At 64.5% G+C, this 12727-nt stretch carries 13 protein-coding genes; 12 read left to right on the forward strand and 1 reads right to left on the reverse strand.

What is annotated here, in order from left to right; translation table 11 throughout:
* The first annotated feature begins 3 nt into the window (after positions 1–3).
* Positions 4–441 carry a type II toxin-antitoxin system RatA family toxin gene (locus NCS58_RS06560; protein ID WP_061117551.1) on the forward strand — a complete coding sequence of 146 codons (438 nt, stop codon included), beginning with the start codon at positions 4–6 and terminating at the stop codon, positions 439–441.
* On the forward strand, positions 438–761 hold the full coding sequence (locus tag NCS58_RS06565; RefSeq protein ID WP_061117550.1) for an RnfH family protein: 324 nt from the start codon (positions 438–440) through the stop codon (positions 759–761). The genes NCS58_RS06560 and NCS58_RS06565 overlap by 4 nt, the downstream gene beginning before the upstream one ends.
* 6 nt (positions 762–767) lie before the next feature.
* On the opposite strand, the gene NCS58_RS06570 is transcribed toward NCS58_RS06565, so the two are convergent.
* The gene (locus NCS58_RS06570) at positions 768–1748 is read right to left on the reverse strand and encodes a DMT family transporter (protein WP_250538149.1); all 981 of its coding nucleotides are present in this window, start codon (positions 1746–1748) and stop codon (positions 768–770) included.
* Positions 1749–1960: 212 nt separating this feature from the next.
* Between NCS58_RS06570 and guaB the strand changes: the two genes are divergently transcribed.
* The 10 genes from guaB to NCS58_RS06620 all read left to right on the forward strand — a co-directional run bounded on the left by guaB (position 1961) and on the right by NCS58_RS06620 (position 12549).
* Positions 1961–3421, forward strand: coding sequence for an IMP dehydrogenase (gene guaB, locus NCS58_RS06575; protein WP_061117548.1), 1461 nt, complete (start codon positions 1961–1963; stop codon positions 3419–3421).
* Between the two features lie 15 nt (positions 3422–3436).
* Complete coding sequence (locus NCS58_RS06580) at positions 3437–4264, forward strand: hypothetical protein (protein WP_250538150.1); 828 nt, start codon at positions 3437–3439, stop codon at positions 4262–4264.
* Positions 4265–4467: 203 nt separating this feature from the next.
* Positions 4468–6051 carry a glutamine-hydrolyzing GMP synthase gene (gene guaA, locus NCS58_RS06585; RefSeq protein WP_061117546.1) on the forward strand — a complete coding sequence of 528 codons (1584 nt, stop codon included), beginning with the start codon at positions 4468–4470 and terminating at the stop codon, positions 6049–6051.
* A 36-nt stretch (positions 6052–6087) separates the two neighbouring features.
* Positions 6088–6663, forward strand: a complete 576-nt coding sequence (gene thpR / locus NCS58_RS06590) for an RNA 2',3'-cyclic phosphodiesterase (protein WP_250538151.1) — start codon at positions 6088–6090, stop codon at positions 6661–6663.
* Positions 6664–6754: 91 nt separating this feature from the next.
* Entirely contained in the window at positions 6755–7318 is a 564-nt protein-coding gene (gene ddpX, locus NCS58_RS06595; protein WP_061117544.1) for a D-alanyl-D-alanine dipeptidase, read from the forward strand.
* 50 nt (positions 7319–7368) lie between these two features.
* Entirely contained in the window at positions 7369–8937 is a 1569-nt protein-coding gene (locus NCS58_RS06600; protein ID WP_086960925.1) for an ABC transporter substrate-binding protein, read from the forward strand.
* Between the two features lie 32 nt (positions 8938–8969).
* Positions 8970–10001 carry an ABC transporter permease gene (locus NCS58_RS06605; RefSeq protein WP_250476576.1) on the forward strand — a complete coding sequence of 344 codons (1032 nt, stop codon included), beginning with the start codon at positions 8970–8972 and terminating at the stop codon, positions 9999–10001.
* Between the two features lie 19 nt (positions 10002–10020).
* Positions 10021–10932 (forward strand): nickel transporter permease, encoded by a 912-nt coding sequence (nikC, locus tag NCS58_RS06610; RefSeq protein ID WP_250538152.1) that lies wholly within the window; start codon positions 10021–10023, stop codon positions 10930–10932.
* Positions 10922–11794 (forward strand): ABC transporter ATP-binding protein, encoded by an 873-nt coding sequence (locus tag NCS58_RS06615; RefSeq protein WP_061117541.1) that lies wholly within the window; start codon positions 10922–10924, stop codon positions 11792–11794. The genes nikC and NCS58_RS06615 overlap by 11 nt, the downstream gene beginning before the upstream one ends.
* Positions 11791–12549: an ABC transporter ATP-binding protein gene (locus tag NCS58_RS06620; protein WP_250538153.1), complete on the forward strand. Its 759-nt coding sequence runs from the start codon at positions 11791–11793 to the stop codon at positions 12547–12549. The genes NCS58_RS06615 and NCS58_RS06620 overlap by 4 nt, the downstream gene beginning before the upstream one ends.
* Positions 12550–12727 lie beyond the last annotated feature (178 nt).

The raw sequence follows: 12727 nt of genomic DNA on the forward strand, positions 1-12727 counted from the left end.
TATATGGCAGACGTCCAGAAAACCGTATTGATCCGCCATTCAGCGGAAGAAATGTTCGACCTCGTCACCGATGTCGCCGACTACCCCAATTTCCTGCCCTGGTGCGGTGGCGTCGAAATCGGCCGCCAGGACGAAAGCGGCATGGAAGCGAAGATCGACATCAGCTTCAAGGGCATCAAACAGCACTTCGCAACGCGCAACACGCAGAACCGTCCGACCAACATCGATATGGAGTTCCTGAGCGGCCCGTTCAAGAAGTTCACCGGTTACTGGCGCTTCACGCCGCTGCGCGCGGACGCGTGCAAGATCGAATTCGCGCTTCACTATGAATTCTCCAATGTGATCCTGGAGAAGCTCATCGGGCCGGTGTTCAGCCATATTGCCAACACTTTCGTCGATTCCTTCGTGAAGCGTGCGGATCAGCGCTACGGCAAGCCATGATGCATATCGACGTTTGCTACGGTCTGCCCGACGGCGCGTTTCTGAAGCGCGTGGATCTGCAAGAGGGCGCGACGGTGCGCGATGCAATCGACGCGAGCGGCGTGCTGCGCGCGCATCCGGACATCGACCTGACGACGCAAAAGGTCGGCGTGTTCGGCAAGGTGAAGGCGCTCGATACGGCGCTCGCCGATTTCGATCGCGTGGAGATTTATCGGCGGCTGTTGGTCGATCCGAAGGCCGCGCGTCAGCGCCGTGTCGACAAGGCGCGCAAGGCTGGGTCGATCGAAGGGCGCAAGTGGCAGTCGAAGGATTCGCGCTGAGCGGATTCAATGCGCGGGCGCTTCCTTCGCCCCCGCCGGGGCGGGCTCCAGCGTGTGTTGTCTGACCGACCAAAGCACGCCGACGAGCAGCAATACAATCGCCAGCACTTCCGGCGTACGTGGCCAGCGGCCGTCGTAGACGAAAGCGTAAAGCAAGGCGAAGAGCGTTTCGAACACGATCATCTGGCCCGCGAGCGTGAGCGGCAAGCGCTTGGCCGCCGCATTCCACAGCATGTTGCCGAGCCACGAGCCGCCGGTCGCCAGCGCGAAACAGACGATCCAGAACAGGTGCCAGCGTGCGACCGGCACGCTCCCCTGAACCGTGCCCGGGGGCAACATCCAGATGACCGCGCCGAGCACGAGTCCGAGCAGGCCCGTCACGATGCCCCACAGCACGGACCACTCGTTGCCGTCGAAGTGGCGATTCGCTTGCAGATAGCGCGCGTTGACTACCGCGTACCAAGTCCAGGACGCAAGCGCCCCGAGGGCGCACGCCAGACCGGTCAGTCGCGTGAGCACGCTGGTCGCGTGCTCGCTGCTGGCCGCGGGTGAAAGCACGTCGCTGAACACGTCCAGGTTGATGCATGCGATGCCCGCCAGCACGAGCAGCAAAGGCCCGACGAGCCGCCTGAGGTCGATCGCGCCGTGGTCGCGCCGTCCGGCGAGCGTGACGGTCACGGGCAAAATCCCCACGATCAGCGACGAAGGCGCGACGCCCACGAGCTGCACCGCGCTCGCGAGCAGCATGTAGTAGAGCAGGTTGCCGACCAGCGCCAGCTTCACGAGCGCGATGAAATCGGCGCGCGTGAGTTTGGCGAGGAGCCTTCGAGCGATCGGCAGCGCGACCGCGAGCGACACGGCGCCGTACATCAGATAGCGTCCCACGCTCAGGGCGAGCGGCGAAAAATCCGGCAAGAGCCGTGGTGCGAGAAAGATGAAGCCCCAGATCGCACCCGCTGCCATTCCGTACATCACACCGCGCTGCATTGCCCGACTCCGGTCGTTATTTCACTTGACGGCGCGAAGCGTAGCACGCGGCCCCGGGCGGCCGTCTTGTCGAAAACTGCAACGGCGGGTGTGTCCGGCACGCGGGCGCGCACGGCGCGGATTTTGCGCCGGAATGGCCTAAGCTGCTGTTCGGGCAGTGAAAATGCAGGGAACTATCGGTATAATCTGCTTTTGCGCCCATAGGATTTGCCATGCGTCTGATCCAGAAAGCACTCACGTTCGATGATGTGCTCCTCGTGCCTGCGTTCTCCAGCGTTCTCCCGCGCGACACCAGCCTGAAATCCCAGCTGACTCGCAATATTTCCCTGAACATGCCTCTCGTGTCCGCAGCCATGGACACGGTCACCGAAGGCCGGCTCGCCATCGCGATGGCGCAGATGGGCGGCATCGGCATCGTCCACAAGAATCTCACCGCCAAGGAACAGGCCCGCGAAGTCGCGAAAGTGAAGCGCTTCGAGTCGGGCGTCGTGCGTGATCCGATCACGGTGCCGCCGCAGATGCGCGTGCGCGACGTCATCGCGCTGACGCAGCAGCACGGCATTTCGGGCTTCCCGGTGGTCGAGGGCGCGCAACTGATCGGCATCGTCACCAACCGCGACCTGCGTTTCGAGGAGCGTCTCGACGAGCCGGTGCGCAACATCATGACGCCGCGCGAGCGTCTCGTGACGGTCAAGGAAGGCACGTCGCTCGCCGAAGCGAAGGCGTTGATGCACAGCCATCGCCTGGAACGCGTGCTGGTCGTCAACGACGCCTTTGAGCTGCGCGGCCTGATGACGGTGAAAGACATCACCAAGCAGACCGAAAACCCGGACGCCTGCAAGGACGAGGACGGCAAGCTGCGTGTGGGCGCGGCGGTCGGCGTAGGTCCGGACAATGAAGAGCGCGTGGACCTGCTGGCGCAGGCGGGCGTCGACGTGATCGTCGTCGATACCGCGCACGGCCATAGCCAGGGCGTGCTCGAGCGCGTGCGCTGGGTCAAGCAGAATTACCCGCGCGTGCAGGTCATCGGCGGCAATATCGCGACGGCAGCGGCGGCGAAATCGCTCGTCGAATACGGCGCGGACGCGGTGAAGGTCGGTATCGGCCCGGGCTCGATCTGCACGACGCGGATCGTCGCGGGCGTCGGCGTGCCGCAGATCACGGCGATCGCCAACGTCTCCGAAGCGCTGCGCGGCACCGGCGTGCCGGTCATCGCAGATGGGGGCGTGCGCTTCTCGGGCGACGTCTCGAAGGCGCTTGCGGCGGGCGCGAACGTCGTCATGATGGGCAGCATGCTCGCCGGCACGGAAGAATCCCCGGGCGACGTCTTCCTGTACCAGGGCCGTCAATACAAGTCGTACCGCGGCATGGGCTCGGTCGGCGCGATGAAGGACGGGGCGGCGGACCGCTACTTCCAGGACAACTCGGCGAACATCGACAAGCTCGTGCCGGAAGGCATCGAAGGCCGCGTGGCCTACAAGGGCTCGGTCAACGCCATCCTGTTCCAGATCGTCGGCGGCGTGCGCGCGAGCATGGGCTATTGCGGTTGCCGCACCATCGGCGAAATGCACGAGAAGGCGGAATTCGTGCAGATCACGGCGGCCGGCATGCGCGAGTCGCATGTGCACGACGTGCAGATCACGAAGGAAGCACCCAACTATCACGTCGACTAATCAAGCGGAGCGATCATGAAGCCGTTGCTGCGGGTCGTGCTCGTCATCAATGCCCTGATTTTTCTGGCGTTCGGTCTGCTATTTCTGCTGACGCCGTGGGCGGGCTTGTACGGCGCGCTGCAACTGGATTCGATCCGCGTGCAGCCGGCGTTTGCCGGGCAACTGCTCGGCATCGCGCTCATCGGGCTTTCGTGGCTCGCGTTTCATGCGGCCGTCGATGGCGCGTTGACGGCCCGGGCCGCCCGCGTCTCGGGTCATGTGCAATGGCTCTCGGGGGTCGTGGTGCTGGTGTGGCTGCTCGGTCTGCATGCGCCGCAGGTCGATGGCTTCGGACAGATCAGCGCAGCGGTGGTCGGCGCCGTGCTTCTGGTACTCGGTTTGGGCAGCGTGAGACTGTCGTCGGTGGTGCGGCGACGCGAGCGCGCGGCGCTGGCTGGCGCCGCGTCGGCCCAGCGCGCGGAGAAGAAGGCGGCGCAAAAGCGCGAGGACGTTCGCACGGGCGCCACGGCGCCTTCGTCGCGCGTCGAGCCGATCGATGCCGGCGTCCGTCCCGCGGCGCGCGCGCCGGGAGCGACGGCCATCGATCCGGTTTCCGGTCGCGCGATCGATTCAACGGGGCGTCCGCTCGATCCGGCTTCACCGATCTCATCGGCCGCGATACGCGCGCATCCGGACGGCGCCGTCGATCCCGTCACGGGCGGCACGCTCGATCCGGTGACGGGCCGCGCGATCGATCCGGTCACCGGCAAGCGCATCGAACCCCTGATCAGCGGCGAGATCGATCCGGCGACGGGTCGAAGAGTCGATCCGCTCGGGCCCGACGCGAGCCGCGCACCACGTTGAGGGCGCGAAGCACATGCCGCAAGGCACGCACGTGCAGCAGCGCAAGCATGCAGCGCAAACACGCAAGACAAGCACGCAAGACAAGCACGCAAGACAAGCACGGTCGGCCCTTTCGCCGGCCGTCGATTTATTTGCAGACGGGCTGCGCGACGTCGCGTCCGGCAGCACAGACATTCATCGTTCACTAGCCTTTGGCCGCAGCCATGCACGACAAAATCCTGATTCTCGATTTCGGCTCCCAAGTCACCCAGCTGATCGCACGGCGCATCCGCGAGTCGCACGTCTACTCGGAAATCCATCCGTACGACGTCGATGAGACGTTCATCCGCGAATTCGATCCCAAGGGCATCATCCTGTCGGGCGGGCCGAGCTCGGTCACCGAGGCCAAGTCGCCGCGCGCGCCGCAAATCGTCTTCGATCTCGGCGTGCCGGTGCTCGGCATCTGTTACGGCATGCAGACGATGGCCGATCAGCTCGGCGGCAAAGTCGAACTGGGCAACGTGCGCGAATTCGGCTATGCGGAAGTGCAGGCGCTGAATCACACGGGTTTCCTGGAAGGCATCGAGGACTTCAAGGCCGCTCAGGGCGAGTCGATGCTCAAGGTGTGGATGAGCCACGGCGACAAGGTCGTCGACTTGCCTGCGGGCTTCCGGCTGATGGCCTCGACGCCGTCGTGCCCGATCGCCGCGATGGCCGACGACGACCGCCGCTTCTACGGCCTGCAATGGCATCCGGAAGTCACGCACACGGTGCAGGGTCGCGCGATGCTCGAGCGCTTCGTGCTGGAGCTGTGCGGCGCGAAAGCGGATTGGGAGATGGGCCATTACATCGACGAGGCGGTGGAGAAGATCCGTGCGCAGGTCGGCGGTGAGCACGTCATTCTCGGCCTTTCGGGTGGCGTCGATTCGTCGGTGGCGGCGGCGCTGTTGCATCGCGCGATCGGCGATCAGTTGACGTGCGTGTTCGTCGATCACGGATTGCTGCGCCAGAACGAGGCGGAGCAGGTGATGTCGACGTTCGCGGATCATCTGGGCGTGAAAGTGATTCACGTCGACGCGAGCGAGGAGTTTCTGCAAAAGCTCGCAGGCGTCACCGATCCGGAAGCGAAGCGCAAGATCATCGGCGCGGAGTTCGTCGAAGTGTTTCATAAGGAATCGGACAAGCTCACCGACGCCAGGTGGCTCGCGCAGGGCACGATCTATCCGGACGTGATCGAATCGGCGGGCAAGGGCAAGAAGGGCGCGCACACCATCAAGAGCCATCACAATGTCGGCGGCCTGCCGGAGACGCTGAATCTCAAGTTGCTCGAGCCGTTGCGTGAACTCTTCAAGGACGAAGTGCGCGAGCTCGGCGTGAAGCTCGGACTGCCGCCTGCGATGGTGTATCGCCATCCGTTCCCGGGTCCGGGTCTCGGCGTGCGGATTCTCGGCGAAGTGAAGCGCGAGTTTGCGGATTTGCTGCGTCGTGCGGATGCGATTTTCATCGAGACGCTGCGCAATACCATCGACAAGGAAACCGGCAAGTCGTGGTATGACCTCACGAGCCAGGCGTTCGCGGTGTTCCTGCCGGTGAAGAGCGTCGGCGTGATGGGCGATGGCCGCACGTACGAGTACGTCGTCGCGCTGCGCGCCGTGCAGACGCTCGACTTCATGACCGCGCATTGGGCGCATCTGCCGCATGAACTGCTCGGGCATGTGAGCAACCGCATCATCAATGAAGTGCGTGGCATCAATCGGGTGGTGTATGACATCTCGGGGAAGCCGCCGGCGACAATCGAGTGGGAGTGACCGCGCGTCGCTTCACATTGACCACGAGTCGGGCGCATGAGTGACACGGCACCCGACCTCAAACCGGGCGAGCGCATCACCGACTCGCTCTTTTTTGCGCTCTATCCCGACGCAGCCGCCGCTGCACGAATCGCCGAACTGGCGGCGCGGCTGCGCATCGAACATAGGCTGAAGGCGAGGGCGATTCCCGCCGATCGCCTTCACGTCACGCTGCTTTATCTCGGCGCCTTCGCAGGCGTTCCCGCAGATGTGGTCGCGCAAGCACGCACCGCGGCTTGCCGAATCGCATCGCCGCCCGTCGAACTCGTCCTCGATCGCATCGGGAGCTTTGCCGGCCGCCGCGCGAAGCGCCCGCTCGTTCTGTCGGGCGATGTCGCCGAGCCACTCGGCGCCCTCGAACACACGCTCGGCACCGCGCTCGAAGCCGCCGGCATCGCCCTCAAACGCCATCCCCGCTTCACGCCCCACGTGACCTTGCTCTACGACGAGCACCGCATTGCGCGCCAGGCCGTCGAACCCATCGCATGGACCGCGCACGAGTTCGCGCTCGTGCGCAGCTTCATCGGCCGGTCGCAATACGAAGTCCTCGCGCGCTGGCCGCTCCTGTCGTGAATCGCCGGAACCACCCGAAATAAAGGGTTTCGCGGATTTTTCTAACGCGTTAAGGTTCGTGTATCGGAATAAATCGATACGAAACGCTTACATGACCCGGTCCCGCCTGCTGCATATCACGCCCGAAACGCACAATGTCCAGATCGATCTCGTCTACGCGACCGATCGCAACTTCACCGGCAAGCCGATCTACAAGGCGCAGCATTGCCTGCTGCTCGAACCCGCCGAAGCCGCGCTAAGAAAGGCCGTCGATATCGCGCGCAGCATCGGCACGACGCTTCGGATTTTCGACGCCTATCGTCCGCCGCAAGCGCAGAAGGTGCTGTGGGATTTCCTGCCCGATCCGACGTTCATCGCCGAACTCGGCCGCGGCTCGAACCATAGCCGCGGCACGGCGGTGGACCTGACACTCGTCGATCGCGATGGCAACGCGCTCGACATGGGCACCGAATTCGACGCGATGGTCGTCGAATCCGAGCATTTCCACTTCGGCCTGCCGGAGCACGTCCAGCGTAATCGAACGCTGTTGCTCGGCGTGATGCACGGCGCGGGCTTCACGCACATCAAAAGCGAGTGGTGGCATTACGAATTGCCAGGCTCGCGCGAACTTGCTCTGATCGACAACGAAGAAAGCGGCCCGCTGCGGCTGATGTGAACCCGATACCAACAGGACGACATCACATGAAAAAGGCATTGGCGGCGGTCATGCTCGCCTCGGCGCTGACGGCATTCACGGGCTTGTCGGGCGTGCAGGCGGCGACGCCGAAGGACATGTTCGTCATGGCGACGCTGCTCGATGAATTCACTTCGCTCGATCCCGGCGAAATCTACGAACTGGTGCCGGAGGAATATGTCGCGAACACGTATGACCGGCTGGTGCGCGTCGACCTGAAAGACCCGTCGAAATTCAATGGCGACGTCGCCGAGTCCTGGAGCGCGAGTCAGGATGGCCTCACGTTCACGTTCAAGATTCGCCCGGGCCTCAAGTTCCACTCCGGCAATCCGCTGACAGCCGACGACGTCGCATGGTCGATTCAGCGCACCGCGCTGCTCGACAAGGGTGCGGCGGCGGTGCTCGCGGGCATCGGCCTGACCAAGGCGAACGCATTGCAGAACGTGAAGAAGATCGACGATACGACCGTCTCCATCACGACTGACCAACGTTACGCGCCGACCTTCGTGCTCAACGTGCTCGGTTCGTGGCCGGCGTCGGTGGTGGATCGCAAGCTCGTCGAGTCGCACGCGAAGGGCAACGACTACGGCAATGAGTGGCTCAAGACCAACGAAGCCGGCTCGGGCGCCTACAAGCTCGTGAAGTGGACCGCGAACGACAGTATCGTGCTGCAGCGCTTCGAGGGCTATCGCATTCCGCTCGCCATGAAGCGCATCGTGCTGCGTCACGTGACAGAGGCGGCAAGCCAGCGCCTGATGATCCAGAACGGCGACATCGACGTCGCGCGCGATCTGAGCCCCGACGATCTCGACACGCTCTCGAAGAGCGGCGTCATCAAGGCGACGGCCGTGCCTCAGGCCACGCTCATGTATCTCGGCCTCAACAACAAGAACCCGAATCTCGCGAAGCCCGAGGTCTGGGAAGCAATGAAGTGGCTGATCGACTATCAGGGCATCCAGAAAAACGTGATCCGCACGACCTACAAGGTTCACGAGACGTTTCTGCCAGAAGGCTTTCTCGGCGCGCTGAACGAGAACCCGTATCACCAGGACGTCGCGAAGGCGAAGGCGCTGCTCGCCAAGGCGGGTCTGGCCAACGGCTTCACCGTGAAGATGGACGTGCGCAACGACTATCCGTACAGCGAGATCGCGCAGGCGGTGCAGGCGAATCTCGCGCTCGCCAACATCAAGGTGCAGCTCATGCCGAGCGATAACAAGCAGACGCTCGGACGCTATCGGGCGCGCGCGCATGACATCTATATCGGCGAGTGGTCGGCGGATTACATCGATCCGCACAGCAACGCGCAGGGTTTCGTGTGGAACCCCGACAACTCGGATGCATCGAGCTACAAGATGCTTGCATGGCGCAACGCGTGGGACATTGCGCAACTCACTAAGGAAACCAACGCGGCGCTCGCCGAAAGCGATACGAAAAAGCGTGCGCATCTCTACGAGAAAATGCAGCGTGAAGTGCTCGCGAAGTCGCCGTTCGTGATCATGTTCCAGAAGGTGTCGCAGGTCGCGGCGCGTCCCGGTGTGACCGGTCTCGAAGTCGGGCCGATCAACGATCTCGTGTCCTACCGAAACATCAGGAAGCAGTGAGCACGGTCACGTTCATCGAGCGCGTGCGCGCCATGAGCGCGCATCGGGGCGGCGTGCGCATCGCGCTTGCGCTCGCGCACTGGATCGCGATGCTCGTCATCACGTTCACGGGCCTGCTTGCCATCACGTTCTTCATCGGCCGCAAGATTCCGATCGATCCGGTGCTTGCAATTCTCGGCGACCGCGCGTCCGCCGGCGCGTATGCCGCCGCGCGCTTGCGGCTCGGGCTCGACAAGCCGCTCATCGATCAGTTCGTGATCTACGCGCGCGACGTGCTGCACGGCAATCTCGGCGTCTCATTGCTGACGGCCAATCCCGTGATCGACGACATCAAACGCGTCTTTCCGGCGACGCTGGAACTCGCGACGCTCTCGACGTTCATCGGCATTGCGATCGGCGTGCCGCTCGGCGTCGCGGCCGCGGTGAAGCACAATCGCATCGTCGATCACATTGCGCGCGTGATCGGGCTCGCGGGCAGTTCGGTGCCGGTGTTCTGGCTCGCGCTGATGGGCCTCCTGCTGTTCTATGCGCGGCTGCATTGGGTGTCGGGGCCGGGGCGCATCGATCCGGTCTACGACGGCATGGTCGACACGCGCACGGGCAGTCTGCTGATCGACTCGCTCGTCGCCGGCGAATGGGATGTCTTCAGGAACGCGTTCTCTCATATCGCGCTGCCGGCGAGCGTGCTCGCGTTTTATTCGATCGCGTATCTGTCGCGCATGACGCGCTCGTTCATGCTCGAACAACTGAGCCAGGAATACGTGACGACCGCGCGTGCCAAAGGCCTGCCCGAGCGCCGCGTGATCTGGCGGCATGCGTTCGGCAATATCGCCGTGCCGCTTCTGACGGTGATCGCGCTCGCGTACAGCTATCTGCTCGAAGGTTCGGTGCTGACCGAGATCGTGTTCGCGTGGCCGGGCATCGGTTCGTATCTGACGGGCGCGTTGCTCAATGCCGACATGAACGCCGTGCTCGGCAGCACGCTCGTGATCGGCGCGACGTTCATCGCGCTCAATCTTTTGACCGACGCGCTCTACCGCGTGTTCGACCCGCGCACGCGCTGACATGGAGGACTTTGCGCAGATGAAACCGGCGCGATCGGGTTTGCGCACGTGGCTTCTCACCGATACGCCCGCGTCCCCGCGCCAGGCCGCGCTCGGCCGGGCTTATCGGCGCTGGCGGCGGTTCTCGTCGAATCCGCTCAGCATGCTCGGACTCGCGATCCTGCTGCTGCTCGTCGTGGTTGCGGCAGTCGGGCCGATACTCGTCTCGCAGGATCCGTTGCAGCAAGTGCTCGCCGAACGTCTCACGCCGCCCGGCGCGGCGCACTGGTTCGGCACCGACCAGCTCGGCCGCGACATTCTCTCGCGGCTCGTGCACGGCTCGCGCCTCACGCTGGCCATCGCCATGCTCGTCGTCGTGCTCGTCGTGCCGGTCGGCCTCGCGATCGGCACGGTGGCGGGCTACTGCGGCGGCATCGTCGATACGGTGCTGATGCGCGTGACCGATGTTGCGCTCGCGTTTCCGAAGATCGTGCTCGCGCTCGCGTTCGCCGCCGCGCTCGGGCCGGGCGTGCTCAATGCGGTGATCGCGCTGTCCATCACCGCATGGCCGCCGTATGCGCGACTCGCGCGCGCGGAATCGCTGCGGCTCGCGCGGGCCGATTACATCCACGCCGCGCGTCTGCAAGGCGCATCGCACCTGCGCATTCTGCTGCGCTATATCGTGCCGCTGTGCTCGTCGTCGGTGATCGTGCGGGCGACGCTCGACATGGCCGGCATCATTCTCGCCGTCGCGGGACTGGGGTTTCTCGGCCTGGGCGCTCAGCCGCCGAGCCCGGAATGGGGTTACATGGTTGCGGCGGGCCGCAATGTGTTGCTCGACGCGTGGTGGGTCGCGACGATTCCCGGCCTCGCGATCCTCGCGGTGAGCCTCGCCTTTAACCTGCTCGGCGACGGTCTGCGCGACGTCTTCGATCCGCGTCATGGAGGCTGACTTGTCCGACGCGCTGGCGCATATCGACGAGCTGGAAGTGGCCTTCACGGGCCACGACGGCGCGCTCATGCCCGCGGTGCGCGGCGTATCGCTGACGGTGCGGCGGGGCGAGCGGCTCGGCATCGTCGGGGAATCGGGATCGGGCAAATCCCTGACGGGGCGCGCGTTGCTCGGGCTCTTGCCGCCCGAGGCGAAATGGTCCGCCAAGGCGCTGCGCTTCGAAGATCGGGACCTGCTCGCGATGCGCCCCAAAGAGCGCCGCCGCTTGTGCGGCACACGCATGAGCATGATCCTGCAAGACCCGAAGTTCTCGCTCAATCCGGTGATGACCGTCGCGCAGCAGATGCGCGAAACCTTCGTGCGGCAAGGCGTGAAAGAGAGCCGGCGCGTGCTGCGCGAGCGCATCGTCGCGGCGCTGGAAGCGGTGCATATCCGCGATCCGCAGCGCGTCGCGGATGCATATCCGCATGAGCTTTCAGGTGGCATGGGCCAGCGCGTGATGATCGCGATGATGGTCTCTGCCGGGCCGCGCCTCTTGATCGCCGACGAGCCCACGAGCGCGCTGGACGTCCTCGTGTCGATGCAGGTGCTCGCCGTGCTCGACGAGATGATCGAGCGCCACGACACGGGGCTCGTGTTCATCAGCCACGATCTGCCGCTCGTGATGTCGTTTTGCGACCGCGTCGCGGTGATGTATGGCGGACGCGTCGTCGAGACGTGCGCGGCGCGCGATCTCGCGCACGCGACCCATCCGTACACGCGCGGGCTGCTCGAAGCGAATCCGCCGCTCGATAATCCGCCCGACGAACTGCCGACCTTGCGACGGGACCCGGCGTGGCTCGATGAAAGGACGACGCGATGATCGACATCGAGCGCGCCTGCATCCGTTTCAAGACGAAGACCGGCCACGTCGACGCGGTGCGCGACGTTTCCCTGCGCGTGGAAGAGGGTGAAGTCTTCGGGCTGGTCGGCGAATCGGGCAGCGGCAAGTCGACGCTGCTTCGCGCGCTCGCCGGACTGACGCCGCTCGCGGGTGGCAGCATACGCATCGGTTCGCGTCCCGTCAGGCGCGATGTGCAGATGGTGTTTCAGGACCCCTACGGCGCGCTGCATCCGCGCTTCACGGTCGACAAGACCTTGCGCGAGCCGCTCGCGATCAACGGCATCGGTGACGAAGACGCGCGCATCCTCGATGCACTCGGCGAAGTCGGACTCGGCCCGGCGTTCCGCTTTCGCTATCCGCATCAGTTGTCGGGCGGCCAGCGCCAGCGCGTGTCGATCGCGCGGGCGCTGATCGTCGAGCCGCGCGTCCTGTTGCTGGACGAGCCGACCTCCGCGCTCGACGTGTCCGTGCAGGCCGAGATTCTGAACCTGCTTCGGCGTCTGCACCGCGAGCGCAAGCTGACGATGATTCTCGTGAGCCACAACCTCGCGGTGATCGGCTTTCTGTGTCAGCGCGTCGCGGTGATGCGCAATGGCGAGATCGTCGAGCAACTGGACGTGGACGCGGTGCGCTCGCGCGATGTCGCGCACGAATATACGCGCCGGCTGCTTCTCGCGACGGAGGGCTACACGCGCGACAGCGCCACGCGTCTGGAGCGCGGGCCGGGGACGTAGTCATCGTACAAGCACAGTTGCCACGAAGCAGTCAACGAATGTTGCGCAAACGACGCATATGGACAGCGATAAGCCCGGTATACGGTGAAGCGCCGCGAACAGGCGTGCGTCGCCCGAAAACCTCGCGGCAGCCGCTGATAGAATAGGGCTTGGAGTGTCGAGACGTGCCGAACAACGC

The organism is Caballeronia sp. INML3B, assembly GCF_023631305.1.
Classification (GTDB): domain Bacteria; phylum Pseudomonadota; class Gammaproteobacteria; order Burkholderiales; family Burkholderiaceae; genus Caballeronia; species Caballeronia turbans.

Excerpts from the sequence above, each read along its gene's own strand:
- NCS58_RS06560 (WP_061117551.1), top strand. The coding sequence starts at position 4 with ATGGCAGACGTCCAGAAAACCGTATTGATCCGCCATTCAGCGGAAGAA.
- NCS58_RS06565 (WP_061117550.1), top strand. The coding sequence starts at position 438 with ATGATGCATATCGACGTTTGCTACGGTCTGCCCGACGGCGCGTTTCTG.
- NCS58_RS06570 (WP_250538149.1), bottom strand. The coding sequence starts at position 1,748 with ATGCAGCGCGGTGTGATGTACGGAATGGCAGCGGGTGCGATCTGGGGC.
- guaB (WP_061117548.1), top strand. The coding sequence starts at position 1,961 with ATGCGTCTGATCCAGAAAGCACTCACGTTCGATGATGTGCTCCTCGTG.
- NCS58_RS06580 (WP_250538150.1), top strand. The coding sequence starts at position 3,437 with ATGAAGCCGTTGCTGCGGGTCGTGCTCGTCATCAATGCCCTGATTTTT.
- guaA (WP_061117546.1), top strand. The coding sequence starts at position 4,468 with ATGCACGACAAAATCCTGATTCTCGATTTCGGCTCCCAAGTCACCCAG.
- thpR (WP_250538151.1), top strand. The coding sequence starts at position 6,088 with ATGAGTGACACGGCACCCGACCTCAAACCGGGCGAGCGCATCACCGAC.
- ddpX (WP_061117544.1), top strand. The coding sequence starts at position 6,755 with ATGACCCGGTCCCGCCTGCTGCATATCACGCCCGAAACGCACAATGTC.
- NCS58_RS06600 (WP_086960925.1), top strand. The coding sequence starts at position 7,369 with ATGCTCGCCTCGGCGCTGACGGCATTCACGGGCTTGTCGGGCGTGCAG.
- NCS58_RS06605 (WP_250476576.1), top strand. The coding sequence starts at position 8,970 with ATGAGCGCGCATCGGGGCGGCGTGCGCATCGCGCTTGCGCTCGCGCAC.
- nikC (WP_250538152.1), top strand. The coding sequence starts at position 10,021 with ATGAAACCGGCGCGATCGGGTTTGCGCACGTGGCTTCTCACCGATACG.
- NCS58_RS06615 (WP_061117541.1), top strand. The coding sequence starts at position 10,922 with ATGGAGGCTGACTTGTCCGACGCGCTGGCGCATATCGACGAGCTGGAA.
- NCS58_RS06620 (WP_250538153.1), top strand. The coding sequence starts at position 11,791 with ATGATCGACATCGAGCGCGCCTGCATCCGTTTCAAGACGAAGACCGGC.